This window comes from Corynebacterium ammoniagenes DSM 20306 (assembly GCF_001941425.1).
Classification (GTDB): domain Bacteria; phylum Actinomycetota; class Actinomycetes; order Mycobacteriales; family Mycobacteriaceae; genus Corynebacterium; species Corynebacterium ammoniagenes.
The window spans coordinates 1,314,070-1,338,987 of sequence record NZ_CP009244.1; the positions used below are offsets into that span (position 1 = coordinate 1,314,070).

The following is a 24,918-nucleotide window of genomic DNA, read 5'->3' on the forward strand; positions in this document are numbered from 1 at the left end:
TTTTAAGGAACGCGCTTGGTCCATTCCTCCGTGGAGTATTTCTCATCCACTAGGGTCTGGACTGCTTCGAGGTCAGCATCGCTTAGCTCTACCTCCTCAGCACCGTAGCGAGAAGAAAACACCGACTTCAATGTGTTAATAATATGCTCACGTGAGGCACCGGTTTGCCGGCGCAGCGGGTCAACACGCTTTTTCGCACTGCGCAGACCCTTATCCGAAATCTTGACTTTGCCAATGCGCAGGACTTGCGTCATCATGTCGGCGTCAATGTCATAGGACATAGTCACGTGGTGCAATACGGCGCCGCCTCGACGCTTTTGCGCGGCACCACCGATCTTGCCGCCGGTAGAGGTGATGTCATTGATGGGGACATACCACGCATCCACGCCGTGTTCCTTTAGCGCTGCAAGAACCCAGCGGTCCAGGTATTCATAGGATTGTTCGTAGCTAAGGCCTGCGACCAAGGATTCTGGGGCGTAGACGGAGTAGGTAATGCAGTTGCCACCTTCCATGAACATGGCGCCGCCGCCGGACATGCGGCGGACGACAGTGACGTCATGTTCTTCGACGCCTTCTGGGTGCAGTTCGTTGACATAAGACTGGAAGCTTCCGATTACGGTAGCTCGATCTTCCCAGTCCCAAATGCGCATGGTGGGTTTGCGCTCACCGCGGGAGACTTGCTCTAAGATAAGTTCGTCCAAGGCCACATTGACTGGGGTGGGCAAAATACCCGGGTGGAGGATTTCCCATTCGAAGTCCGTAAAATCCTTGGCGTCGGTCACCGCGCGCCGTACCGCTAAGGCAACGTCGCTGGTGGCAAAGCCTTGCAGTTCCGCATGGTCGAACTCCGCTAAAGCGGCATCCATCTTGGCTTGTAAACGCGGGGCAGGATCGCTTGTCGATGCCCCCTCCAATGCCCGAGATAACGCAAAGAAGGCCTCATCTGGTTCGATGAAGAAATCACCAGAAATCTTAACCTCTTTAATGATGTCTTCGTCTGCGTCCACATCGACGACCACTAATTTTCCGCCGGGTACTTTCAATTCAAAGTGTTTGCTCATAACCCCCACACTAGTGAAAGAGTGAGGGCTTGAGTTACCGATACCTTGGCCCATGAGCCAGACAGAGAAAAGCCTGACGAAGAAGCGCAAGGCAAGCGGCTACTAGCCGCGCTGGGCGAGTACCTACGCGGAGGGCGCAGACTCAGGTGCGGAGGCTTTGGTAGTTTCTGGGCGCGTCTTCAACGTCCGTGAGGCGGAGAAGATGACGGCGCCAAGAAGGCCGACGATGGCGAAGGCGAAAAAGCCCCACGGGTAGGCCAGGCCCTGTGCAACCAGCAGACCACCCAGCATGGGGCCGGAAATCGCGCCGAGGCGGCCCACACCGGCGGATAGGCCCATGGCAGAGGCGCGAACAGAAGCGGGGTGGTTTTCGCCCACGAAGCCATAGACCAATACCTGGGAAGAAAAGACGAAGATACCCGTCAAGAAGATCATGACGTACAACGCGATAAGCGGAAGCTTGACCGCGAGCAGGGCAAGGAAGACTGCCGAGGCAATAAACCACACCAAGCTGGTCTTGCGCGGGGAGACCTGGTCGGCGATTTTGCCGGAGATAAGCAATCCCACGACGGCGCCGATATTAAGCACCATCAAAAAGGCGAGCGAGTTGCCCAGATTGTAATCGGCGTCGCGCATAATCTGAGGTAACCAGGTATTCATGCCATAGACCAAGAGCAAGCCCATAAAGGATGTGCCCCAGATGGCCAGGGTATTGCGACGGAAGGTCGCGCCAAGGAGAACCTTCATGGTGCCGCTGTTTTCTATTTCGGCTGCGTGCTTGTCACCTAGTTCATCGTCAAGCGAAATGTTGTAGTCAGCGGCGATGGCGCGAGCTTCCTCCACGCGGCCGGCGGCCATGAGGTACTGCGGAGATTCGGGCAGTAAGAAATACATCGCGGGCAACAACACGAGAGCCGGCGCAGCACCAGCGATAAACAGTGAGTGCCAGCCCAGCGGCTCAATCATCAAAATACCCAACAGGGCAGTAGCAACCGCGCCGACGTGATAGCCCGTCATCAAAATCGTGGATGCCGAGCCGGATTTCGTGACCCCACGAAACTCCGTGACTAGTGAGATTCCTGTTGGCAGCGCGCCACCAAGGCCTGCACCGGCGAGAAAACGCAGCAGCGCGAATAAAGTGATATTCGTGGTAAAGGCGAGACCGAGCGTGAACAGTGAAAATAGCGCTACCGCCATCATCATCACGCGGCGGCGGCCGAATTTATCGGTCAGGAAAGAAATAACGAGCGCACCCAGCATCATGCCTACCAGTCCCGAGGTAGAGACCAAGGTTGCTTCGGCCGCGCCGAAATCCCAGCGGGTATCTTCCATCATGGATGGAATGGCAACGCCGAGAACAACTAGGTCAAAACCGTCGAGCAGGAGCGCAAGCCAACACAACGTGGTGATGACGGCCGGGTTTTTCATGCCACGAGCGGTGTGCGTACTGGCAGCGGATAAAGACGTCATGAGAAAAGATGTAGTCCTTGTTTAAAGTGCTTCGATTGACGGAAAGTCCCAGCCGACGTACTGCTGAGCGAGCAGCTGACGTCCGGCGTCGGAGGTAACAACGGTGGAAAGTTCTGCCAGGCGGCGGTTGGTCTGAAAGAGTGTGGACATTTCATTTTCCGCCGGCACCGAGTGCAGCATGGACGACATCCAGTAGCTAAAGTGCTGGGTCTTCCACACGCGTGGCAAGGCACGCTCACTGTAGGTATCGAGCAGGGAAGTATCAGACTTCTTCACGGCGCGAACCAAGCTCGGGGCAAGCGCGCAGACATCTGCCATCGCCAGGTTCAAGCCCTTCGCACCGGTTGGAGGCACGGTGTGCGCCGCATCGCCAGCGATGAACAGACGGCCGCGCTGCATCGGGTCAGTAACGGCAGATCGGAAGCGCAAGACAGCCTTGTCGGTGATTTCGCCTTCGGAGACCGTGACGGTATCGGAATCCGCGCGTAGGTGCAGTTGCTCCCAAATACGATCATCAGACCACATATCTGGCGTATCGTCTGGGTTGCACTGCAAGTAGTAGCGCTGCACATTTTCCGAGCGCGTAGAAATTAGCGCGAAGCCCTCTGGGTGGGTCGCATAGATGAGCTCCGGCGCGGTCTGTGGCGCATTGACCATAATGCCGAACCAAGCAAACGGGTATTCGTGCTTCATTCGCAGGCCACCGTCGTCGGTAATGAGCTTGCGAGCCAGCGACTTGGAACCGTCAGCACCGACGACAAAATCGGCGCTGAGCACACCTTCTGTGCCATCGGCGGTGCGGTAGTGGACCTTGGGGTTATCTGATTCATGGTCTGCAATGGAGACTACTTCGGTGTCAAACCACAGCTCGCCGTCATCGCTGAGCCGCTTAGCGATGAGATCGATAAGCACTTCATGCTGAGGATAAACAGCAACTTGCTTGCCTGTGTATTTGGCAAAGTCAATGCGGTGGCTTTCTCCAGCAATCGAAATGGAGATGCCTTCATCGATTTCTGCCTCTCGATCAAGCCTTTCACCGACGCCAGTTTTGCGCAGCAAATCAATGGTGCCTTGTTCCAAAATGCCAGCGCGAACGGTGCTTTCTACCTCTTCGCGGCTTTGCTTTTCGATGACAACAGATTCCACGCCTTCCAGATGGAGCAGATGCGAGAGCATGAGTCCTGCCGGCCCAGCGCCGATGATGGCTACTGGAGTATGTGAAGAATCTGAATTGGTTGGGGTGCCCATTGTTATGCCTCTTTCCACAAAAATTGGTCGGGACTGTTAGTGGGGTAGGGGAATATCCCACTTAACGAAAGCAATCAAAAGTGACGCTAGAAACAATATAATGAATAAACACTGCACCGAGGGCGGATTCGCTAGGCGAACGCGACCCACTGGGGGCGGTGCTGTGACCTGCACATCTCTAGGGGGTGTTTGTAGCTCAAATAAATCGGGGGTGAGATTGGGGTGTGGGACATGGACTCAATCTCTGATGTGAAAGCCCGAGTTTCGTTCTCGGATAATGAAATTTTTAGCGGGTTTGGATCCGATGGATTGAGATGGAGAAACCGCGGCGATTTTGGGTAGAAAAGTAGTGCTCATCGACCATATTAAAGTCTGTGATCGCTGAGAAAAAACATTCTAAAAAAGCTGGCTTATCATTTGTTTATATGTCATACTCGTAGTTGTCAGCGCGTGGCCCCCGGTACTTCACCCCCGAATGTACCGGCGCGAGCCCCCTGACACGGAGACACTAGGCCACCCCCCGAGCCTGGTGTCTCCACTTATGTTTTCACCCTCCACACACTCGGTGCCATAGAACGCCACAACGATAAAACGGCACAAGGGGCAGCTTCCGTGAAAGTGGAAGCCGCCCCTTGAAAGCGAGACTGTTCATTAGTCCAGGTAGTCGCGCAGAACCTGGGAGCGTGATGGGTGACGCAGCTTAGACATCGTCTTCGACTCAATCTGACGGATACGCTCACGGGTAACACCGTAGACTTGACCGATTTCGTCTAAAGTCCGTGGCATGCCATCGGTCAGACCAAAGCGCAGACGAACTACGCCAGCCTCGCGCTCTGACAGGGTAGTCAATACATCCTGGAGTTGATCCTGCAACAAGGTGAACGAGACGGCATCGACAGCAATAACTGCCTCAGAGTCTTCGATGAAGTCACCGAGCTGCGAGTCGCCTTCATCACCAATGGTCTGGTCCAAGGAAATGGGCTCACGAGCATACTGCTGGATCTCCAGCACCTTTTCCTCGGTGATGTCCATTTCCTTTGCCAACTCCTGTGGGGTTGGCTCGCGGCCCAAATCCTGAAGAAGCTCGCGCTGGATGCGGCCTAGCTTATTGATGACCTCAACCATGTGGACCGGAATACGAATAGTACGAGCCTGGTCCGCCATAGCGCGAGTAATAGCCTGACGGATCCACCACGTAGCGTAAGTCGAGAACTTGTAGCCCTTGGTGTAGTCAAACTTTTCTACCGCGCGGATAAGACCCAAGTTGCCTTCCTGGATCAGATCCAAAAAGGCCATGCCACGGCCGGTGTAGCGCTTTGCCAGGGAAACAACCAGACGCAGGTTAGCTTCTAGCAGGTGGTTTTTAGCCTTGCGGCCATCGCGCGCAATCCACCGCAGGTCACGCTTTTGCGCCGGCGACAGCTTCGCAGCTGCATCACCTTCTGCGGTCAAACGCTCCATTTCGTCCATGCGGTGTTGGGCATACAGGCCGGCTTCAATACGCTCTGCTAAAGAAACCTCTTGCTCGGCGTTAAGAAGCGCGACCTTACCGATTTGCTTGAGGTAGGCGCGAACGGAGTCAGCGGAAGCAGTAAGCTGCGCATCCTTGCGAGCTTGACGCAGGGTGGCAGACTCATCTTCGTCCCAGACGCTGGCACCAGCGTCTTCTTCTTCCTCTTCGTCTTCTTCCTCGATGTCCTCATCGGGTTCAACGAATTCTTCGTCGTCCGCTACCGCTGGATCGAAGTCAGCCTCCGGCTGCTCTTCATCCTCGTTAGCGTTAACATCCTGCTCTTCTAATGCTTCCTCATCGCTGGAGTCCGAGGAAGCCTGAGCAGGAGAGGTCGCCTTCTTTGCTGCCGACTTCCGGACAGTCTTTTTGGCGGTCTTTTTCGCTGCCGTCTTCTTAGCGGTCTTCTTCGCTGTCTTTTTGGCCGTTTTCTTCGCCGTCTTCTTAGCGGTTTTCTTGGCCGTTTTCTTCGCGGTCTTCTTGGCAGGGGTCTTTACCGCAGGATCTTCCTCTGCGCCCTCGCCGAAAGCCTGGTCTGAAGATTCAGTGGCTGCCACGTACGCCCTTTCGCCTAGACATGATTTGTTTGAAACTTAACACGCATCAGTTGTAAAACCTGGATATACACCCTCAAAGTGCGGCGAGTCAGTAAAAGGCCAGCATTGACGCTTTCATTTCCTTCGTCGGAAGAGGGGCTGCAGCATGAACTGCGCATCCACCACGTGCATAGTTGCTCAATATTGAACGGTCGACCTCCCAGTATAGATGATTATCCATCGCCACTGCTAGAACGGGTCGGCATTGGCTCTATTATAGAGAGCTTTTATTATTTTTGTGTTTAACACTCACAGGTAAATTTCAGCTGAATTAAGGAGCAATGTCTTTGGTGACAGCCATTGCGGCTCCAATGATTCCTGCCTTATTGCGCAGATGAGCAGGGATAACTTCAGTCTGAACCGTAAGATACGGCCCCCACTTGTCAAAGCGACGTGAGATTCCGCCGCCAATGATAAACAAGTCGGGGTTAAATAAGGCCTCATACTCATGAAGAGCGCGGTCGACGCGCTGTGCCCATTTTCTAAACGATAACCCGAAGTCGTCTTTTGCTGCCGATGAGGCTTGGTGTTCTGCTTCGTCACCATCGACTATCAAGTGCCCAAGTTCTGTATTGGGCCACAACTTGCCGTCCATGAGGAATGCGGAGCCGATCCCCGTGCCGAGCGTGAGGAAGATGACCTGTCCATTCTTTGCCTTGGCTTCTCCAAAAGCTACTTCAGCAAGGCCCGCAGCATCTGCGTCATTGAGAATGGAGATATGCCGCTCGCGCCCGAGGTGACGATGGAACAACTCATATGCGTCCGTGCCAATCCACGACTTGTCGATATTGGCCGCAGACAGCACCATTTGTCCCTTTACGATAGAGGGCACGGTGATGCCGATCGGGCCGTCCCATTTCGCTTTCTGGACTATTTCTAACACGGTTGCTGCAACCGCTTCTGGGGTGGCTGGCTTAGGGGTAGAGATTTTGATGCGCTCACCAACGAATTCGCCGGTGTCTAAATCAACGATGGCGCCTTTAATTCCTGAGCCGCCCACGTCAATGCCGAAGGAAGTGTTCATGCGCACGATCTTATAGAAGTGCACAATGGTTGGTATGACTGAATTCGATGTGCGTGAATTTCGTGACTACGCCGCTGATCTGGCACAGCAGGCAGCGTCTTTAATTTCGACCAAAAGGTCCGAGATTACGGCCACGGGTGATATCCGTGCTCACAGCCAGACGAAGACTTCCGCGGTAGACCCCGTGACTGAGGTCGATACCGCAGCTGAAGAGTTCGTGGTGGGAAGTATCCGTCGGGACCGGCCAGACGATGGAATCATCGGGGAAGAAGGCGCCAATGTAGCCTCCTCGTCCGGTGTTTCCTGGGTGATTGACCCGATTGATGGCACCGTGAACTTTATGTACGGGTTGGGGGAGTACGCAGTTTCCTTGGCGGCCATGGTTGATGGCCAGTACGTCGCCGGAGCGGTCATCAATGTTGTAAAAGGCACGTTGTATTCCGCAGCTGTCGGCCATGGAGCTACCGTGACATTTCCGGACGGTACCAGCACAACTTTGCGCTGCCGGGAAGAAACTGATCCAGGGCTGTCCCTCGTAGCCACCGGCTTTGGCTATACCGAGACGCGTCGCGCAGGCCAAGCCAAGATTTTGCAGGAGCTGCTGCCGCAAGTGCGCGATATTCGCCGCATGGGCTCAGCAGCACTTGATTTGTGCCGTGTTGCCGAAGGCACGGTGGATGCCTACTACGAGCATGGCGTCAAGATTTGGGACGTTGCCGCCGGAGTGGTGATCGCGCGTGAAGCTGGTGCGCACGTGTATGTGCCTAAGCAGTGGGAGACCGGTACGGATCGCGGTTCACTAGTCTGGGCTGCTTCGGCTGAGCTGGCACCGGCTTTTGAGCGGCTTTTGGCGTCGGCGGGCGCGGCTGAAGTTATCGACTAAAACTGCCTCGTTTGCACTGTGCATTCTTTGGGCAAATCGGGGGTCTGTACAGCCGGAGTAGGGGTAAAATCACAACCCCGTTCGCTATCAGAGAATGTGCAGGTAGTAGCCTTAAAATTGCGGAAGATATACGCTATGGGGGTAAAAAATTCTCATTCTATTGAGGACGAGAATGACAGATGGACAAATGTGCCTTAGTATGCGCGATCGACGAAACGTAAACCGTATGTAAAACCCTATTTAAGGACATATCTATGGCAACCGATTACGACGCACCCCGTCGCCGAGTCGAAGACGAGCTGGAGACCGATTCCCTCGAAGGTCTTAAGGCTGCTGAAAACGAAAACAACGGTATGGACGATGACGGCGAAATTGTTGAGCCGTTTGAACCGCCAACAGTGGATCTCACTGGTGAAGAGCTTAACGTCACCGTAGTTCCACGCCAGGAGAACGAATTTACTTGTTCTTCGTGCTTTATCGTGCAGCCAAAGCGACGCCTTTCCCATGAGGAAGACGGCCAGCCGATCTGTCTCGATTGCGCTTAACCCCAATACGCAAGTGACGGCACCTTCATTGCGAAGATGCCGTCACTTTTTAATGTTCTGCTCGCACTAGGAGTCTAAGTCTTTAATGGCTTGGTCTGCTTGCTCAGGCACAAATGCGCGGAGAAGAGCTTCTGGGTCTTTCGAGCTGACCAACCAGTAAGGCGTGGGATCTTCTGGGTCGTCGAGCACCAACATCACCAATTCATCGACCCACTGGTGGGTCACAAGAAATGCAGCAGGGTCTAGCTGTGGCCCTAAAGCACTGCGTCGCGCCGACTTCGGTACCGCCAAGCTGCGCGCGACTACATCGCTTGGCAACTGGGCACCTTTGACCAGTAACCAGCGCGTGTTATCCGGATCCTTTTCAACGCGGATGATGGTTTTCGACATGGACACCAAAGCCCATGCGATCAGCGCGAAGACAATAAGAAAGGTGATGACCGGCAAAATGCCCTGCCGGTTTAGCCCCACCGTTGCAGCAGTCAATCCGGCCACAAAGGCAGCTCCTAGCCACCAGTACCACGGAACCCATTGTCGTTCCCGGTACAAAACCTCGGCAGGTGCGGCAGTACCACCACCCGCGTTGCCATTAGCGGGGGTGCTGTTTGGAGTGGAATTAGCAGATGAAGTCACAAAATATAAGTGTACTTGTTCCATGTTTTTTCGCGAACTACCTTGACTTAGACCACACACCGAAGCGCGTGTCGTCTTTGGTGGCATCAACGCAGCGAGATGAGAAGATGCCTCACTCGTGCTTTAAGTGCTCCTTGAGCATTCCTTGCGTGGTTGAGGGCGGTATGGTGTGGGACGTGAATGCGAATAAGAATATGACTGACAATCTCAATGGCACGTCGGCTGCTGCGGAACTTGCTCCGCTAGCCGATGTAGCTATCAAGCGTCTGGATAAAGAGCTGCCGCTGCCACATCGTGCTCATCGCGGTGACGCCGGTGCGGACCTCTACGCTGCCGAAGCGGTCACGCTGCAACCGGGCGAGCGTGCTTTGGTGGGAACAGGCATCGCCATTGCTTTACCTTTGGGCACCGTCGGGCTTATTCACCCTCGTTCTGGGCTTGCCGCCAAGCATGGCTTAAGCGTGGTTAACACCCCAGGAACCGTCGATGCTGACTATCGCGGCGAGATTAAGGTGTGCTTGATCAATCATGATCAGCATGAAGCAATTGAGATTACGCGCGGAATGCGTATTGCGCAGCTGGTGATCCAACGCGTAGAGCTCGTTGATTTTGTCGAGGTAGAAGAACTCGATGACACCACGCGTGGAGCTGGTGGATACGGCTCTACCGGCGTTTAAGCCTGCGCCAGAGAGATTTAATCCACTCCTCGACGTGAGAAAAAGTGCATGATTTTATCGTCGTGTGCCTGAAGAATTCTCCAGCTTCGTTAGGCTGGTAAGAAATACTTTCAATTCCGTAGCCCACCAGGCCCAGGGTTGTCTCCAGCGTCTGGTCCGAGCGGAAGTAATAAAAATGATGAAAATCAGACCGATATTTTCGTCTGAAGGGATGATGACACACCATGGCACTTTGGCCTTTTGGTAAGAAAAAGAAGAAAGATAACGCGGATGAAGCAACATCCGCTGAAATCCCAACGCCGCCCGAGGCGAGTGATGCTACCGAACCGGCACAGCCAGCCGAGTCGGACAATGAGCAGACCTTAGGCGTTGATACGCCAGCTCCAGCAGATACTCCTGGTGATGCAGCAGCCGCTTCGGGGCTGAACGTTACCGTGAACCCACATGATGCCATCAATGGCGATACCGGCCCATTTGATGGTGACTCAGTGGATATTGAAACTTTTGATTTCTCCGAGTTTTCCACCGGCATCTTGGACTTGAAATCAATGAAGATTCCACTGCCTAAGCGCTCTCAGGTGCAGGTAGAAATGGGTCCGCAAGGGCCAAAGATGTTGCATATCATCACGGAATTTGGGCGGATTACCCCAGTGGCCTTTGCCGCCCCTCGCTCCAGCGGCCAGTGGGAATCATCCGTTGGCGAATTGGTAGAAAATATCCATCGAGATGGCATGCAAACCGACCTGGAGGAAGGGCCGTGGGGAACTGAGATCGTCGCGCAGAATGCCAATGGCATGATCCGCATTATCGGAATCGAAGGCCCACGGTGGCTACTGCGGCTAACTCTAGCTGCACCCACAGGCAAGGAAGAGGGGTTGACCGAGCTTGCACGTGAAGTCGCCTCCCGGGTATTTGTCTACCGCGGCGACGAACCAATTTTGGCTGGCAACTCACTTCCGGTCACTATGCCACCGCAGCTGGTCAAGCAGGTGCAAGACGAGATGGAGCGTCGTAAAAACGAACAGAGCCAGACCCAGGCGAATCCGCAGCAAAACACTAACGCTGCGAATAAGGCTGCTCAGGAAGCGGCCGCCCGGCAGCTGTTTCAGATGCTTGGTGGAAATTCCGCAGCTCAAGCTGCAGCCAAGAACTCAGAGAATCATCCGGAAAATGACCCCGATGATGCCGATCAGCGGCCCGAATCGGATGACTCCTCGGAAAATGATTCCGATGGAGGCTCTACCTCCAAGTAGAGTAGAGCTATCGCAAGCGCCCAAGCACCAATACCCGTGCGTGCTGTGGGCGCTTATTTCTCAGTACGATGTCAAAGGCAATATTTAAACGGTGAATGACCTGAATGACCCAATTGGAAAAGACAGCGCAGGCTCGGCCGCTGCGCATCCTAGTGGTGCGCAAGACTCAGCACAGTCCAAGGTAAAAGCGGAACGAAAGCCCATTGAAGAGCAGACATTGCTCGAGCAGATGGGCGGGTGGCAGGGCCTGGTCTCAACCACGTTGCCAATTGTGGTGTTAGTGCCCGTCAACAGTAAGTGGGGGCTCGGTCCGGCGCTTATTGCTGCATTGGCGGTGGCGCTGGTCATCTTAGTGTGGCGCGTGGTGCGTAAAGAAACCATTCAGCCAGCTATCTCGGGCTTTCTGGGCGTAGCGTTTTGTGCCGCCATTGCGTGGTTTACCGGCGATGCCAAAGGATATTTCCTCTACGGAATCTGGGCATCATTAGTCTTTGCCGTGGTCGCTCTGGCATCAGTGCTATTCAAGTGGCCTGCTGTTGGTGTGATCTGGAAGGGCATCAACGGCGAAGACATGATGTGGCAGCGAGTTACCCCTGCTCGTCGCGCGTATGCAATCGCAACGCTGGGCTGGGTCGTTATTTTTGTGGCCCGCTTTATCGTGCAAAACAATCTCTATAATTCTTCCGATACCACCACGCTGGGTATCGTGCGCATCCTGATGGGCTGGCCTTTAACCGGAGTCGTGACAGCCTTGACAGTGTGGATGGTTCGGCGCGCAAATAAGGCAATCGAGGTCGCCGTCGAGCGCGGGGACATTGTCCCGAAAGCAGAAAAACCAACCGGCGACTCTGAGGCCTCGGATGCCAATTCCCAAGAATCTGCAGATCACGCTGCTGAAACCATCAATGACGGTGACCAAAACCAATAGGAAGGAGTGCCCATGAGCACACCAGAAAAATCACAGCGGACAGAACAAGAGGGGGCGATTAAAGTCGGAGATACTTTTGCGCTGACCGTTGACCGCATGGCGCACGGCGGGGAAGGCATTGGCAATGCACCCGATGGCCGCATTGTCTTCGTCCAAGGCGGGTTCCCCGGAGACGAGGTCGAGGTCCGCGTGACCAAAGCTAAGAAGTCTTTTGCGCACGCTGAGCTTGTAACGGTGCTGCAGGCAGGTCCGCACCGAGTAGCATCGTCATGCCCTGCCGCGGAATTGGGCGCCGGCTGCTGTGATTTTGCCGAGCTCAATCCCGCGTCAGAAGTAGGGATCAAGCTGGACATTTTGGTTGACCAGCTGCATCGTGTAGCAAAAGCAACCGACATTCCGGATATCGAGACGATCAACCTTAACCCACAACGCGGATGGCGCACCCGTGTGCGTTTGGGAGTAGATGAGCAAGGCCGTGCAGGCGCGCGCAAGCGCAACTCCAATGACATTGTGCACGAGGTAGCGTGTTCGCAACTAGTGCCAGGGCTTGTCGATGGCCTGGTGGGCGCAGATGCTCGCCGTTTTACCCCGAACTCGGAAGTCATCGCGGTTATCGATAGCAAAGGTGACCGCCACGTGGTGGAATCTTCCAAAGCACCTCGCGGACGCCGCGTGGAAAAGGTCACCACGGTCATCGAAGGATCTGGTGACGTTGTAGAACAAGCAGACGGCCATGAGTTTAGCTTTCCAGCGACGGCATTTTGGCAAGCACATATCGCGGCACCGGAAACTTACGCGGAAGTGATTCGGGAGTACCTCAAAGACTGCCCACACACCGTCGGACGTGAGCCTTTGGGCTGGGATTTATATGGCGGCGTAGGCGTCTTCGTTCCCGCTATTGCCCGCAGCCTCGGCTCGCCGCAGAAGCCTGCGCGCGTGATTTCCGTGGACTATTCACCGGCCGCAACCGCGCTAAATCAATCAGATCTTGAACAATATGAGCTCGATGTCGTCTCCGACCGTGTGGAAAAGGTTGCCGCGCAGCTACCTGGCCCAACCGCAGTGGTCTTGGATCCGCCGCGCACGGGTGCTGGCTTGGACGTCGTTTCAACCGTGGCGTCAGTAGCCCCACAGCGCGTGGTGCACGTGGGTTGTGACCCAGCGACGTTTGCGCGCGATATCAACTATTGGAATGAGCACGGATTTCAGGTTCAGCGCTTGTCTTTGGTCAACGCTTTCCCCGGAACCCACCATTTTGAGGTTATTGCGCTACTAGAACCTGGAATCGCGGAAGAAATGTTAGAAGTTTCAGAATCCGAAGACGTCTAATTCGGCTTTTCTTCACGCGTTGAAAGGATTGTTCGCAAGCTCAAGTATCCTGCGGGTAGGCATTCACGCTTTGCGTACTTTGCGGGGTACGGTAGATCCTAAAATATCGCGCTCGATGTCACCCTGAAACGCTGTCTCAACTCCGCCGCAGGAGCGCGAGCAACGTGAAAGTTTCACAACAAATTGTCATGCCCCGTCGTTAGCAAAGGGATTCTAAACACTCCATGGGAATTCTTAATAAGGTGTCCTCACCGCAAGACCTGAAAAACCTGTCCGATGACAAAGTAGAGGAGTTGGCTGCCGAGATTCGCCAATTCCTCATTGATAAGGTTTCAATCACTGGCGGACACCTGGGCCCAAATCTCGGTGTGGTGGAACTGACCATCGCGTTGCATCGAGTCTTTGATTCTCCGCGCGATCCCATTGTCTTCGACACCTCGCATCAGTCGTATGTGCACAAGATTTTGACGGGTCGCGCAGAGCAGTTTGATTCCTTGCGGCAAAAAGACGGCTTGTCGGGCTACACCGACCGTGGTGAATCAGAACATGACTGGACTGAGTCTTCCCATGCTTCGGCCGCAGTTTCCGTTGTGGACGGGCTCAGCAAAGCGTTTAGTATCAAGGGCGAAGCAGGGCGTAATGCAGTCGCGGTCGTTGGCGACGGTGCGCTGACCGGCGGCATGTGCTGGGAAGCTTTAAACAATATTTCTGCTGATAACGAGCGCAATGCCGTTATCGTGGTCAATGACAATGGACGCAGCTACTCACCAACCATCGGTGGTCTATCCGCAAACCTCAGCCGTATCCGTGCCCAGCACGGCTATGACGAGTTGATGGAGCACGGCAAGAAGACCTTGAAGTCTTTGGGCTGGGTTGGTCACCGTACATTCGATGCATTGCGTGCGGTAAAAGAAGGCGTGAAGTCGTCGATCTTACCGACGGAAATGTTCCCTGAACTCGGAATGAAATACATCGGCCCCGTCAATGGCCACGATTTGGAAGCTTTGGATCACGCACTCAGTTATGCGCGTGATTATGACGGGCCAATCATTGTCCATGTGGTCACTGAGAAGGGGCACGGCTTCGCCCCAGCCGTTAATGAGCCACAGGATCAGATGCACTCTACCGGCGCGATTGACCCAGTAACGGGCGTGCCCAAGGGCAAGAGCCAGCCTGGATGGACCGCAGTATTTTCGGAAGAACTCATTGCTGCTGCGGAACAGCGCGACGATATTGTGGCTATCACTGCTGCGATGGCTGGGCCTACAGGCCTTGTTCCATTCGCACAAAAGTTCCCAGATCGATTCTTCGATGTTGGAATTGCAGAACAGCATGCAATGGCTTCTGCGTCGGGGCTTGCTCTCGGCGGAATGCACCCTGTCGTGGCTATCTATTCGACGTTCTTAAACCGTGCCTTCGATCAGCTCCTCATGGATATTGCACTGCTGAAGCAGCCAGTAACTATCGTCTTGGATCGCGCAGGGGTCACAGGGTCTGATGGTCCAAGCCACAACGGCGTGTGGGACATGTCCTTAACGACGATCATTCCCGGCATCCACGTTGCCGCCCCACGCGACGGGCAGCGCCTGCGTGAGCTTTTCCAAGAATCCTTGGACATTAAATCCGGCCCCTCGGTTGTCCGCTTTCCAAAGGGTAACCTGCTCGAGGATATGGACGCGGTAGCAAGCACCGACGATGGTGTCGATATCCTATTTGAGTCTGAGCAAGAGCGCTTTGCTGATGACACCACCAAGAAGGTTTTGATTATCTCCGTCGGTGCGATGTCGGCACGCTCTTTGGGTGCTGCGGAAATTCTCGAAGAGCAGGGGATGGCTGTGACCGTCGTTGACCCGAGGTGGCTGTGCCCAGTGGCACCGTCATTAGTGGAGATGGCCGATGAACACGAAATCGTCGTTGTTGCTGAAGACGGCATGATGCGTGCTGGCGTTGGCTCGCTTTTCGATGAAGCCTTCTCCGCCGCGGAAGTTGATACTCCGCTGCGTCGCGTTGCTTTCCCCAGCATTTTCCCTAAGCACGGCTCTCGGGGTGAAGTGCTCGAAGAGGTAGGAATGGACGCCGACGGTATTGCCGCCGCAGTAACCGAGTGGGTCGACAACCTGCACTAAGCTGCAAAAATTACGACGGGCACCCGGCCACTACGGTACGGGTGCCCGTTTGGATTTGAGAGGCGTTGGGCTAGAGAAGTTCTAGTTCTAATACCGGTATAAGCTGCTCAATCTGCCAATTACGCAGCCCTTCATCGTGTAAGAAATCTGCAAGCTCGGAGGTTGTGGAAACTGTTTGAGCGCGGCCTCCAAAGTACGGATTCTTAACATCGCCTCGAACAGCCCACACAGCATTACGCAAGACCGTAACGCTTACGATGGAATCAGCCACTACAGCAATGTCGTCAGCTAATTCATCGCGGCGCTCCCGGAGAATATTCGCAAGCTCTAAAAGGTCGGCGTAATTGTTTTTCAAGAACTGCTTATTCGGAAATTCCGGATGCGGATCCGGCAGCGCAGGCCAACCTTGAGGGTCGGAATCCGCAGCACTACGAATAATATGGGCCCACGCGTTGAGCTCATCGGAGGACCGTTTCCGCAACTGCGGAATGCGGCGAAGCTGATTGACAGACCGCGGAATGCGTTTGGCCAGTTCTACCAATGTGGTATTAGAAAGAATCTGTCCAGGGGCAATATCAGAATCTAAGGCTTCCTTTTCACGTTCTTGCCAGAGCGCTTTGGCGACCGCCAAACTCTGCGGCTCATAAATTCCACGCAGGCTTCGGGATTCATACCAGTGCCGGGGAGCAGGGGCTGAAATATTGGCAAACTGTTTGACGATTACCGCGAATTCTTCCTGTGCCCACTCTGTTTTATCTTCTTGCTCAAGTTCATAGGCCATCTCGTCTGCAAGCTCCAAGAGAGTATCCACGTCTAAGGCAGCGTAGATGAGCTGAGCCTTTGATAGGGGAAAGCGGGACCAATCGGTGGCCCCGTAGCCTTTATCGAGTTCAATGCCTAGAAACTCTTCCGTGACGGAAGCGAGGTTAGGGTTTTGAATTCCTAAAAGCCGTCCCGCTACTTCCGTGTCAAACAAGGAGCCGGGGTAAAGACCTAGCCAGGCCAGGCTCGTTAAGTCCGTGACTGCGGCGTGAACAACCCACTTTTCGCCATTGACAACGGGGGCTAACACCTCGCGCACATCATCGCGAATGCCCTCGGGTGCAACGAGAAAAATCGGAGTATCAGCTCGGCGGAGCTGGATGAGAAAGGCTCGGTCATCGTAGCGAAAAGACGACGCACGTTCAGTGTCGATAGCGATGGGACCCGAGCCTTGAGCGAGGATGCGTGCGGCATCCTCAACTCCGGCGCGCGTGGATACTACGGTGGGAATTCCACCTTCAGGAACACGGCGCGGAGAAGTCATAGGATAAAAGAGTAGTCGACTGATGAGATAAACCTGTGTATATCGCGTGCCTGTTGTGCAAGTACTTTGCTTCCTTGGCATGCGTACACAGATTTAGCGGGACAGCTCAGTCACACCTTCCGGAGGAAGCCCGGCAACGTTGGCCAAAACTCGCGCAAAGGCCTCAACATGCTTGGTTAAATCAATGCCAGACGCGGTCCATGATGCACGCATCTCCATTTGATGTGCACGCGGTGGTCCGCCGATTTCGCCGAAGCGAACTGACGCTGTTGCAGTCACGGTTCCGCCGAGGTTGGTGTGGGTAGCGCCGAGCTCTTCTAACGACTCCGTTAGCCATTCCCACGCCACATCGGGAAGCAGCGGGTCGCCTGCTACATCGGAATCCATGTCGGCCTGAATATAGGCGACAAGGCGCATGGCGCCTTCCCAGGCTTCTTCAGCTCCGGGATCGTGGAGAAGAATCAGGCGGCCGAAAGCATCACCATCGGTTTCAACAGGGATGATGTCGTCAGCGCTATGATCGCCAACCTCAAGGCCAACCGCGTGGCTAAAGGGTGCTAGCTTTTGCGGCGGGCGAATGGTGCCCAAGGTGATCTCTGAACGAAGCTGCGCTGCGTGCATTGATTCAACAGCTTGAGAAAATGCAGGTGGTGTCATGTTTTCTGAATCTCCAGCGGTGTTGTGCGCTCCATTTGTATCGCCGGAAATCGGCGTAGGGGCGCCAGTTGCGTGCTGGGTAGGTGCGTCGGAAATGCTCACGAGTCTCAACCTATAGTTTAAAGTTCGCCATTGCATTTAGGCGCGCCGTGTCACATTTGGTGCAATTCGTCATCATCCAACTTATGATGGATATCGTAGTTATTTGGATTGATGAAAGGTTGGGCCAAAGCAAATGGCAAAGCTCGATTACAAGGCGCTGAACGAGAAGCAGCAGTACTCACAACACGCGGTCTTTAAGGTGCCAGCGGGCGCTTTGGGTACGGAGCGCGCAGAGATCATCGCTGAGGCTCAGCAGTTCTTCCAGAATGTCGAAGAAGCGGGTGTCGTAACCATTCGCGGCATCTACGATCTCACCGCCATGCGCGATAGTGCTGACTTTATGATCTGGTGGCACGCAGAGGAATTTTCAGATATTCAAAAAGTATTCGCGGACTTCCGACGTCTCACCGTGCTTGGCCAGGTCTCTGAAGTCACGTGGATTGGCAATTCCTTGCACCGTCCAGCAGAGTTCAACAAATCTCACTTGCCGTCATTCGTCATGGGCGAAGAACCAGAAGAGTGGATCGCTGTTTATCCATTTGTGCGTTCCTATGACTGGTACCTACTGGAAGACGAAAAGCGTCGCAAGATTTTGATGGAGCACGGTATGGCCGCACGTGACTATCCAGATGTTCGCGCGAACACCGTTCCCGCCTTCGCGCTCGGCGACTATGAGTGGGTCTTGGCTTTTGAGGCTCCGACTCTCGACCGAATCGTGGACCTGATGTACGTCATGCGCTACACGGATGCTCGTCTGTATGTTCGCGATGAGATTCCATTCCACACCGGCCGTCGAGTCAAGGACGTTTCCGAACTGATTGAAATTCTGCCCTAGGGTGAAAACTTTCACTCGTGAGACAAGCGAGGGTATAAGTACATAAATGCATAAGTGCCAAGTGGTGGCACACAAAAGCGGTGGCGCGAGCAAATGAATATTGCTCGCGCCACCGCTTTGCTATGAAGTTTTCTAAACTAACGCCGTAGCTTAGCTATGCGGGTTACTTGTCTGAATCTGCGCCTTCGAAGTTCATCGAAATAGAGTTGATGCAGTAGCGCAGATCGGTTGGGGTGTCGTAGCCTTCGCCAGCAAAGACGTGGCCTAGGTGGGAATTGCAATTGGCGCATAGAACCTCGGTGCGAACCATGCCTAAGGAGCGGTCCTCGCGCTCAATAATGTTGTCGCCTGCGAGCGGGGAGAAGAAAGAAGGCCAGCCGCAGTCGGAGGCAAACTTCTCAGTGGAGCGGAAGAGCTCAGCATTGCAGGCGCGGCAGCGGTATACGCCCTCCGCGGTGGTATTGGTGTATTCACCGATATGGGGACGCTCGGTGCCCGCTTGGCGCAGAACCTGGTATTCCTCAGGGCTGAGGCGCTGACGCCATTCGTCTTCGGTGAGCTTGCTAAAATCGACGGCTGTTTCGGCAGCAGTTGTTGCGTTTACAAATTTATCGGACATGTCTTCTAGTCTACGCCGGATTTTTTACTTGTAAACGCCACCATCCCAGGGCTGTTGCTGCTGTGACCACAATGAGCAGTACCCAGCCAAGGGTGCCGATGTAAGTGCCCATCCACCTGCCGAAATCCGGCCACAGGGTAGATGTCCAGCTATTCGGGATAAGGAATAGAGTTGCTGCCAACCATGCGGGCCACGAATGGAATACGCTGCGTGGGAGAAATACGGTGAAGATCATGGGAAATAGCCACATGGAGTAGTACTGCTGGCCTAAAGAAGACAAGGTGAAGACTCCGACCATGAGCAGGCCACTAGTGGTCAAAGCCCACAACATGACATCGGTTGTACGCCACCGAAGCAGCACGATGGTGCCGATTGCTACTGCTGCTGCAACCAATAACCACACTGGCCAGTACAAGGCGTCAGAAATATCGAAATAGGCTTGCCATCCAGCAAGCGAAGAGTTTGCATAATCACGAGGCTCACCAAGGTATGGCATCAGCTTCGTGAAGTAGTCTTGCGCGCCCGGGATGATCTGCCAAGCAACCACGTTTAGTGCCACCGGGATCGCAATTCCTGTGACGGTGGTGCGCCAGTCCAGTCGTACTACGGAAAGAAATAGCAGGGGTGCAAACTGAGGTTTAATCACGATCGCAAGCCCAATCGCAATGCCAGCGACAAAGCGCTGGGTTTTCGAAGTCCGCGATAGTGGATGTATCTGATTCGCAGCAGGGGCGAAATCGAATGACCTCACAAAGGCGTAGAGAAATACTGCGAGAAGTAGCAATAAAACGCCATTGATATTCGAGAAAGTCAACGTATTAATGACACTCTCAGTGGAAAAAGCCACGGCGATAGATGCCGGCAGAACTGGGCCGCGCAATGATTGACCCACGAGGTGAGTCAATAGCGCCAACGCGGCAACGATAGCGAGGCTATTGACAGTGATAAACAGGTATCGCGCTACCTCAAAGTCATCTATCGCAGCCATCGGCATAAGTAATAACGTTGCCCCGGGGTTATAGAGATACAGCGGGTCAACGTGGTTATAGGCCTGGTCATAGACTGGAAGTCCAGTAAAGGCTCGCGAAAGCGCGTTATACACCGTCGAGAAATCATCTGTCGCTGTTCCATTAAAAGCGGTGACGACAGTACGGTGCAGCGCGAGCACGATCGCCAAAGGCCACGCCGCTGCAGTCAGAACCTTTGCGATCTTTGGTCCGTTTGAAAAACCATCCCGTGGGCTCGCATGGCTCTGGGGCCTCGGGCTGAGGGGTGCGGAGGCGGAGCCTAGAGACTCCAATCGGTTCTGAAATGCAGCTGTCACATCGGACGATATTACGTGGTCGGCACGACTGCGTACCGAAGAAACACCGTCGAGTCGGTATCTACCGCGACCTTTTCTAAGGTGAAGTCGATGGTGCCTTCTGAAGAGCCGCCAATGGCAGAGATAGCTTTGTCGGAGACCAGGGTCCTTTCGACATTGCCCGTTAGCTTCGGGTCAAGCGTCAAATACATCTGGTCAACGGCATGATCGGCAATGAAAAGACCGAAGAGCCCTGGGCCGCCCTCGCACACGATCTTATTGAGGCCCTTGGCACTTAACGCTTGCACAATCTCATTAGCGCTTCCAGTGCCACTATTAATAAATTCCACACCGGCCTGTTTCAACGCTTCGCGCTTTTCAGCGTATTCCGGGGAATTCATCGACTTATCGTTAGCGATGACAAAAGGAGGGGTGATTGCTTCTGTCACAAACTTTGATTGTGGATCCACGTTGAAGGAGTTGGTCACCACAGCGATAGGGGCGGGCGTTGGACGTTCCTTGGTGGGTTGAGCCCCGCCGTAGTCTTCTATCGAGACAGTGCCGCTGCCGACGACGATGACATCGGCGCGTTCGCGAAGACCGAGGAACAATGCGGTGTCGGCATCGTTGCCCATGGCTTGGCTATTGCCGAAGAGCGTTGCCGAGCCAGATAGTGTCGAGACCTCGACAAAGCGAACGTGAGGCTTGTCGGATGATGGGTCGGGTCCGATGATGTCACTTGCGTCAGGGGAGGTGTCGGGCAGCGGGGTAAAAGATTGGTCAGTCATGACACCAATTTAGCCCTGTGCGGCGGGAGAGTAAATTACATCGGCGTAATTAGCATCTGAAATTCCTACTATTGAACTGGTGCGAAAGCTGGAGTGAGCGGGGGATTTGGAAACTACGGCCGCAAAGGATAAAGTTTCATATCGCAACACAGCACGAGTGTTTTTAACTAATCTTCTTCAGAATAGTTCTCGTGGTGAGAAGCAGTGCGGATGTAGCGCAGTTGGTAGCGCATCACCTTGCCAAGGTGAGGGTCGCGAGTTCGAGTCTCGTCATCCGCTCAAAGTTTCATTACGATGAGACTTGGTTTAGCGCGATTAGCTCAGCGGTAGAGCACTACCTCGACACGGTAGGGGTCACTGGTTCAATCCCAGTATCGCGCACACGGATATCCACTTCGGTGGTAAATCCTAGAAACCGGGCCTGGTTTCGTTTGCGGATGTAGCGCAGTTGGTAGCGCATCACCTTGCCAAGGTGAGGGTCGCGAGTTCGAGTCTCGTCATCCGCTCTGGTTCTTTTACGGTTTGCCGTCAAAGTTCCTGAGGCGGTTCGCCACGGTGGAATGGCCGAGTGGTGAGGCAACGGTCTGCAAAACCGTGCACACGGGTTCGATTCCCGTTTCCACCTCAATTTGTGCTGTCTGTAGAGACAGGTACAAGGCGCGATTAGCTCAGCGGTAGAGCACTACCTCGACACGGTAGGGGTCACTGGTTCAATCCCAGTATCGCGCACACGGATATCCACTTCGGTGGTAAATCCTAGAAACCGGGCCTGGTTTCGTTTGCGGATGTAGCGCAGTTGGTAGCGCATCACCTTGCCAAGGTGAGGGTCGCGAGTTCGAGTCTCGTCATCCGCTCAACCCAAGGTGGGTCACTCGGAGTTTAGAGTGACCCACTTTCTGTATGCCCAGATCTCACGGCCATCTCAAAGCTGAGAAATGACGGCGCCGTCGAGCTTCGTCTTGTGTTTGATGTCACCTTTGATAGCGTGGCAACTCCCGTCCGTTCAATAAAAGTAATGGTTATCAATAGCATCCGTCTTTCGGATGAACTTGTTGCGACTTTTACGAAGTGACGCCATGGAACTAATGTGAGCATCGATGCGACTAAATCCTTAGTACATCTATTGTACGTCGAACTTTGTCTATCACATGGGCTCACCACAGGAATTGTTCCTGGGGCCAAGGAGTGAAAAATGATTCAATCACCAATCCGCCTGAAAAGGACGCTTACCGCCGGTGCAGTCGTTGTAGGTCTTGGCGCATCGTCTGCCTTTTTGGCACCACTTGCTTCGGCACATGACTCTGCGATTGGCGGCAGCATCACCGAAGGCGATGTATTGGATGAATTCCCTGAAGAAATCATGATTGAATTCTCGGCAATCCCACGCAATGGATTTAATAACTTCGCTGTCACGGATCAGGACACTGGCGAGGTTCTCTTTTCTGAGGAACCTGAAATCAATGAACGCGAACTGACTATTACCACCCCGGAAGGCCAGGACCCGGGCGATGGTGATTACATGCTGGGTTTCCAGATCACCTCGTCTGACGGTCACGCTACCCGCGGTGGCATTTCATTTAGCGTTGATTCCGGTGAAGGTGCCGGCGCTGCAGAAGACGGCCAAAGTGAAGAATCTACCGAAGCATCCGGCGCGGCCGGTGCAGATAATTCCGATGATTCTTCTACGTCGACCGCCGCAGAAGAAGCCAGCGAAGGTCTGAGCACCCCATTGAAGTGGACTCTTGCTGGAGTAGGCGTTCTTGCCGTGATTGCCGTCGCTGCCGTGATGCTGGTCAAGCGTCGCGGCTATGACGCCGAGTAAGGCCGAATAAGTCTGCCTACGCAGAGATAGTTTCATTTTTACTATTACCCCGTCAGTTCGCTGGCGGAGAAAGTCTGATTTTCATGCTTAAGCACTCCCGTATTCTCGTTTCTGTAGTCGCTGCGTCCGCGCTGGCGTTGGCAGGCTGCTCCAATTCCGAGCAGGAGTCCACCCAAGGCGACACTGCTGCTGAAACCGCAGCGAACACGCCAGCGGAATCGGATGACAATGACGCGGCCACGGAAGACGCTGAAGACTCTGAGGACGCAGCGGATGATGTACTGGAGTTTGAAGATGGTGTGGTCCGTGCGATGGCTGAGGATGCTGATATGACCGCCATCTTTGGCACCTTGGTCAATGAATCTTCCGAAGATATTGAAATCACGGGCTTTAGCTCCAGCGTTGATGCTGGCGTCAATGAGATTCATGAGACCGTTGATGGCCAAATGCAGGAGATGGAAGATCCTCTCATCATTCCTGCCGGCGAGTCTGTCACTCTAGAGCCGGGCGGCGCACACTTTATGCTCATGGAAGTTAAAGAACCAGTGATGGCAGGCGACGAAGTCACCGTGACGGTTGAGCTAGCCGATGGCTCCACGGAAGACTTTGATGATGTCCCAGTACGCAATATTGGCGCCGGTGATGAAAACTACGGCGACCTCGGCCATGACGACCACGGCGATCATGGTGATCACGACGATCACGACGGTCACGGTGACCAGGACGAGAGTTAAGTTTCGCTGCGGTGCCTTTCAAAGGCACCGCATTCACGGGTGAAGTAGGAGAAAAATTTCATGGTTGAGCTCGACCGACGAACACTGTTAGTTCGCGGTGGACTGGCCAGCGGTCTCGCAGCTACCGGCGCGATTATCGCTGGATGTAGCAATTCAGAGGTAACAAATAACGCTGCAGCTGGTGCTGGTGTTGATGCTGGTGCGGGAGAGGGAGCATCGACAAGCACTGCGAATGCCGACCCTGCCGATACTGCTTTGCGCGATGCCATGGTGTCTTTCGACGGCGACCACCAAGCCGGAATTACTGCTACTTCCCACGCAGTATTGAACTTGCTGGGGTTCAACCTCAAAGACTTTGTTGGCAAAAAAGAATTCGCTAATTTGATGCGGCTGTGGACGGCCGATGCGCGCGCTTTGTGCACGGCCGAAACCCCCGCTGGTTCCTTAGAACCGGAAATGGCTGATACCCCAGCTAACCTCACCATTACTTGCGGGCTCGGCGAGCGGGTCTTTGATGTCATCGGTGCATCCGAACTGCGACCGGATTGGCTTCGGGATGTGGAAGCTTTCGACCGCGATAAGCTTTCCGATGAGTGGGCCCAGACCGATATCGTCTTGCAAATCTGCTGCGATGACCCAGTGACCGCAGGTCATGCCATGCGCCATATGATTCGCGCGGGGCAAGACTACGCGGAAGTCGCGTGGTTGCAGCAAGGCTATGGCCATGCCTACGGGGCCGGTGCGAAGGGCGCCACCATGCGCAATCAGTTTGGGCAGCTCGATGGCACCGTCAATCCCCGCACTGCAGGAGAGATGGACGAGCAGGTCTGGATTGATGAGGGGCCCGAGTGGGCCCGCGGTGGAACATCCATGGTGGTGCGCCGCATTCGCATGAATCTGGATACCTGGGAAAAACTAGACCGCAATTCGCGCGAGAATTCCATTGGTCGCACACTCGATAACGGGGCACCGTTGACGGGTGAAGAGGAATTTGATGAGCCGGATTTCGATGCCGTGGATAAATACGGGCTTCCGACCATTGACCGCAATTCGCATATCGCTCGGGCACAAGCTCCCGAGGGTGAACCAGAAGAACACATGCTTCGCCGCGCATTCAATTATGACCTGCAGCCGGACTATGCGCCGATTTCAGAAACCGGCTTTGTTGCTGACGATGAAGAAATCTCCGGCACGGATGTCCAGCTGTCCAATTCCGGACTGATTTTCATCTGCTTCCAAAAGGATATGACCAAGGTTTTTGAACCCATGCAGCGGCGGATGGATGAAGTGGATTTACTCAATGAGTGGATCACTCACATTGGCTCTGCCGTGTATTTTGTCCCGCCGGGAGTGAAATCAGGCGCCACCACGGGGACCTTTTGGGCGGAAACCCTACTGGACGCGGTAGGATAGCGAGGTTAGATCTTGTACATCAGGGTGGCGGCCAGGTAAGCCGTTTTTCCCACTAG

Annotated in this window: 22 protein-coding genes and 6 tRNA genes; 17 read left to right on the forward strand and 11 right to left on the reverse strand. The window is 54.3% G+C overall.

The genetic code is table 11. The features are described 5' to 3' along the window. Positions 1-2: 2 nt before the first annotated feature. The 5 genes from CAMM_RS06030 to ppgK all read right to left on the reverse strand — a co-directional run bounded on the left by CAMM_RS06030 (position 3) and on the right by ppgK (position 6,909). Positions 3-1,061, reverse strand: a complete 1,059-nt coding sequence (locus CAMM_RS06030; protein WP_003845561.1) for a lipoate-protein ligase small subunit — start codon at positions 1,059-1,061, stop codon at positions 3-5. A gap of 123 nt (positions 1,062-1,184) precedes the next feature. Beyond that, positions 1,185-2,489: an MFS transporter gene (locus tag CAMM_RS06035; protein WP_003845562.1), complete on the reverse strand. Its 1,305-nt coding sequence runs from the start codon at positions 2,487-2,489 to the stop codon at positions 1,185-1,187. 63 nt (positions 2,490-2,552) lie between these two features. Continuing rightward, a complete protein-coding gene (locus CAMM_RS06040; protein ID WP_040354425.1) occupies positions 2,553-3,779 on the reverse strand; it encodes a 4-hydroxybenzoate 3-monooxygenase in 1,227 nt (408 codons plus the stop codon). A gap of 651 nt (positions 3,780-4,430) precedes the next feature. Continuing rightward, a complete protein-coding gene (locus tag CAMM_RS06045) occupies positions 4,431-5,846 on the reverse strand; it encodes an RNA polymerase sigma factor (protein ID WP_003845565.1) in 1,416 nt (471 codons plus the stop codon). Between the two features lie 310 nt (positions 5,847-6,156). Then, a complete protein-coding gene (ppgK, locus tag CAMM_RS06050) occupies positions 6,157-6,909 on the reverse strand; it encodes a polyphosphate--glucose phosphotransferase (protein WP_003845569.1) in 753 nt (250 codons plus the stop codon). Positions 6,910-6,934: 25 nt separating this feature from the next. Here ppgK and CAMM_RS06055 point away from each other — a divergent pair, with 25 nt between their 5' ends. Then, positions 6,935-7,792, forward strand: coding sequence for an inositol monophosphatase family protein (locus CAMM_RS06055; protein ID WP_003845571.1), 858 nt, complete (start codon positions 6,935-6,937; stop codon positions 7,790-7,792). 254 nt (positions 7,793-8,046) lie between these two features. Continuing rightward, a complete protein-coding gene (locus CAMM_RS06060) occupies positions 8,047-8,337 on the forward strand; it encodes a DUF4193 domain-containing protein (protein WP_040354428.1) in 291 nt (96 codons plus the stop codon). Between the two features lie 66 nt (positions 8,338-8,403). On the opposite strand, the gene CAMM_RS06065 is transcribed toward CAMM_RS06060, so the two are convergent. Beyond that, positions 8,404-8,970 carry a DUF3093 domain-containing protein gene (locus CAMM_RS06065; protein ID WP_075761583.1) on the reverse strand — a complete coding sequence of 189 codons (567 nt, stop codon included), beginning with the start codon at positions 8,968-8,970 and terminating at the stop codon, positions 8,404-8,406. A 194-nt stretch (positions 8,971-9,164) separates the two neighbouring features. On the opposite strand from CAMM_RS06065, the gene dut reads away from it, so the two are divergent. The 5 genes from dut (at position 9,165) to dxs (ending at position 15,283) form a co-directional block, all read left to right on the forward strand. Next, on the forward strand, positions 9,165-9,647 hold the full coding sequence (gene dut / locus CAMM_RS06070; RefSeq protein ID WP_040354482.1) for a dUTP diphosphatase: 483 nt from the start codon (positions 9,165-9,167) through the stop codon (positions 9,645-9,647). 224 nt (positions 9,648-9,871) lie between these two features. Further along, a complete protein-coding gene (locus tag CAMM_RS06075; RefSeq protein WP_003845578.1) occupies positions 9,872-10,900 on the forward strand; it encodes a DUF3710 domain-containing protein in 1,029 nt (342 codons plus the stop codon). A 91-nt stretch (positions 10,901-10,991) separates the two neighbouring features. Beyond that, positions 10,992-11,828, forward strand: a complete 837-nt coding sequence (locus tag CAMM_RS06080; RefSeq protein ID WP_003845580.1) for a DUF3159 domain-containing protein — start codon at positions 10,992-10,994, stop codon at positions 11,826-11,828. A gap of 12 nt (positions 11,829-11,840) precedes the next feature. Continuing rightward, positions 11,841-13,157 (forward strand): class I SAM-dependent RNA methyltransferase, encoded by a 1,317-nt coding sequence (locus tag CAMM_RS06085; protein WP_003845581.1) that lies wholly within the window; start codon positions 11,841-11,843, stop codon positions 13,155-13,157. 224 nt (positions 13,158-13,381) lie between these two features. After that, entirely contained in the window at positions 13,382-15,283 is a 1,902-nt protein-coding gene (gene dxs / locus CAMM_RS06090) for a 1-deoxy-D-xylulose-5-phosphate synthase (RefSeq protein ID WP_003845583.1), read from the forward strand. 70 nt (positions 15,284-15,353) lie between these two features. Here the strand turns inward: dxs and CAMM_RS06095 are convergent, their stop codons facing one another. Together CAMM_RS06095 and CAMM_RS06100 are read right to left on the reverse strand one after the other, a co-directional pair. After that, a complete protein-coding gene (locus CAMM_RS06095; RefSeq protein ID WP_003845585.1) occupies positions 15,354-16,589 on the reverse strand; it encodes an HRDC domain-containing protein in 1,236 nt (411 codons plus the stop codon). Between the two features lie 93 nt (positions 16,590-16,682). Then, positions 16,683-17,246, reverse strand: a complete 564-nt coding sequence (locus CAMM_RS06100) for a DUF3000 domain-containing protein (protein WP_147581116.1) — start codon at positions 17,244-17,246, stop codon at positions 16,683-16,685. A gap of 235 nt (positions 17,247-17,481) precedes the next feature. Here CAMM_RS06100 and hemQ point away from each other — a divergent pair, with 235 nt between their 5' ends. Beyond that, entirely contained in the window at positions 17,482-18,183 is a 702-nt protein-coding gene (hemQ, locus tag CAMM_RS06105) for a hydrogen peroxide-dependent heme synthase (protein WP_003845588.1), read from the forward strand. A gap of 163 nt (positions 18,184-18,346) precedes the next feature. On the opposite strand, the gene msrB is transcribed toward hemQ, so the two are convergent. Genes msrB through CAMM_RS06120 form a run of 3 tightly spaced genes read right to left on the reverse strand, consistent with a single transcriptional unit; the run spans position 18,347 to position 20,893 of the window. After that, entirely contained in the window at positions 18,347-18,802 is a 456-nt protein-coding gene (gene msrB / locus CAMM_RS06110; protein WP_003845590.1) for a peptide-methionine (R)-S-oxide reductase MsrB, read from the reverse strand. 10 nt (positions 18,803-18,812) lie between these two features. Continuing rightward, the gene (locus CAMM_RS06115) at positions 18,813-20,126 is read right to left on the reverse strand and encodes a glycosyltransferase family 87 protein (RefSeq protein ID WP_232051045.1); all 1,314 of its coding nucleotides are present in this window, start codon (positions 20,124-20,126) and stop codon (positions 18,813-18,815) included. Positions 20,127-20,137: 11 nt separating this feature from the next. Next, positions 20,138-20,893, reverse strand: a complete 756-nt coding sequence (locus CAMM_RS06120) for a dihydrofolate reductase family protein (RefSeq protein ID WP_003845593.1) — start codon at positions 20,891-20,893, stop codon at positions 20,138-20,140. 206 nt (positions 20,894-21,099) lie between these two features. Between CAMM_RS06120 and CAMM_RS06125 the strand changes: the two genes are divergently transcribed. From CAMM_RS06125 to CAMM_RS06165, 9 genes are all read left to right on the forward strand, one after another. Beyond that, positions 21,100-21,172, forward strand: a tRNA-Gly gene (locus CAMM_RS06125). A gap of 30 nt (positions 21,173-21,202) precedes the next feature. Beyond that, positions 21,203-21,274 (forward strand) — tRNA-Val (locus CAMM_RS06130). Positions 21,275-21,326: 52 nt separating this feature from the next. Then, positions 21,327-21,399 (forward strand) — tRNA-Gly (locus tag CAMM_RS06135). Between the two features lie 48 nt (positions 21,400-21,447). Further along, positions 21,448-21,518, forward strand: a tRNA-Cys gene (locus CAMM_RS06140). Between the two features lie 32 nt (positions 21,519-21,550). Next, positions 21,551-21,622, forward strand: a tRNA-Val gene (locus CAMM_RS06145). 52 nt (positions 21,623-21,674) lie between these two features. Next, positions 21,675-21,747, forward strand: a tRNA-Gly gene (locus tag CAMM_RS06150). A gap of 338 nt (positions 21,748-22,085) precedes the next feature. Then, positions 22,086-22,715, forward strand: a complete 630-nt coding sequence (locus CAMM_RS06155; protein WP_003845618.1) for a copper resistance CopC family protein — start codon at positions 22,086-22,088, stop codon at positions 22,713-22,715. An 83-nt stretch (positions 22,716-22,798) separates the two neighbouring features. After that, positions 22,799-23,449 (forward strand): copper chaperone PCu(A)C, encoded by a 651-nt coding sequence (locus CAMM_RS06160; protein WP_003845620.1) that lies wholly within the window; start codon positions 22,799-22,801, stop codon positions 23,447-23,449. A 60-nt stretch (positions 23,450-23,509) separates the two neighbouring features. Then, positions 23,510-24,862: a Dyp-type peroxidase gene (locus CAMM_RS06165; protein WP_003845621.1), complete on the forward strand. Its 1,353-nt coding sequence runs from the start codon at positions 23,510-23,512 to the stop codon at positions 24,860-24,862. Positions 24,863-24,918: the final 56 nt, after the last annotated feature.

Coding starts and splice junctions, on each gene's coding strand:
- CAMM_RS06120 (WP_003845593.1), bottom strand. CDS start 20,893: ATGACTGACCAATCTTTTACCCCGCTGCCCGACACCTCCCCTGACGCA.
- CAMM_RS06100 (WP_147581116.1), bottom strand. CDS start 17,246: ATGACACCACCTGCATTTTCTCAAGCTGTTGAATCAATGCACGCAGCG.
- ppgK (WP_003845569.1), bottom strand. CDS start 6,909: ATGAACACTTCCTTCGGCATTGACGTGGGCGGCTCAGGAATTAAAGGC.
- CAMM_RS06165 (WP_003845621.1), top strand. CDS start 23,510: ATGGTTGAGCTCGACCGACGAACACTGTTAGTTCGCGGTGGACTGGCC.
- CAMM_RS06085 (WP_003845581.1), top strand. CDS start 11,841: ATGAGCACACCAGAAAAATCACAGCGGACAGAACAAGAGGGGGCGATT.
- CAMM_RS06030 (WP_003845561.1), bottom strand. CDS start 1,061: ATGAGCAAACACTTTGAATTGAAAGTACCCGGCGGAAAATTAGTGGTC.
- CAMM_RS06055 (WP_003845571.1), top strand. CDS start 6,935: ATGGTTGGTATGACTGAATTCGATGTGCGTGAATTTCGTGACTACGCC.
- CAMM_RS06155 (WP_003845618.1), top strand. CDS start 22,086: ATGATTCAATCACCAATCCGCCTGAAAAGGACGCTTACCGCCGGTGCA.
- CAMM_RS06060 (WP_040354428.1), top strand. CDS start 8,047: ATGGCAACCGATTACGACGCACCCCGTCGCCGAGTCGAAGACGAGCTG.
- CAMM_RS06075 (WP_003845578.1), top strand. CDS start 9,872: ATGGCACTTTGGCCTTTTGGTAAGAAAAAGAAGAAAGATAACGCGGAT.
- msrB (WP_003845590.1), bottom strand. CDS start 18,802: ATGTCCGATAAATTTGTAAACGCAACAACTGCTGCCGAAACAGCCGTC.
- CAMM_RS06040 (WP_040354425.1), bottom strand. CDS start 3,779: ATGGGCACCCCAACCAATTCAGATTCTTCACATACTCCAGTAGCCATC.
- CAMM_RS06035 (WP_003845562.1), bottom strand. CDS start 2,489: ATGAAAAACCCGGCCGTCATCACCACGTTGTGTTGGCTTGCGCTCCTG.
- dut (WP_040354482.1), top strand. CDS start 9,165: ATGACTGACAATCTCAATGGCACGTCGGCTGCTGCGGAACTTGCTCCG.
- CAMM_RS06095 (WP_003845585.1), bottom strand. CDS start 16,589: ATGACTTCTCCGCGCCGTGTTCCTGAAGGTGGAATTCCCACCGTAGTA.
- CAMM_RS06160 (WP_003845620.1), top strand. CDS start 22,799: ATGCTTAAGCACTCCCGTATTCTCGTTTCTGTAGTCGCTGCGTCCGCG.
- hemQ (WP_003845588.1), top strand. CDS start 17,482: ATGGCAAAGCTCGATTACAAGGCGCTGAACGAGAAGCAGCAGTACTCA.
- dxs (WP_003845583.1), top strand. CDS start 13,382: ATGGGAATTCTTAATAAGGTGTCCTCACCGCAAGACCTGAAAAACCTG.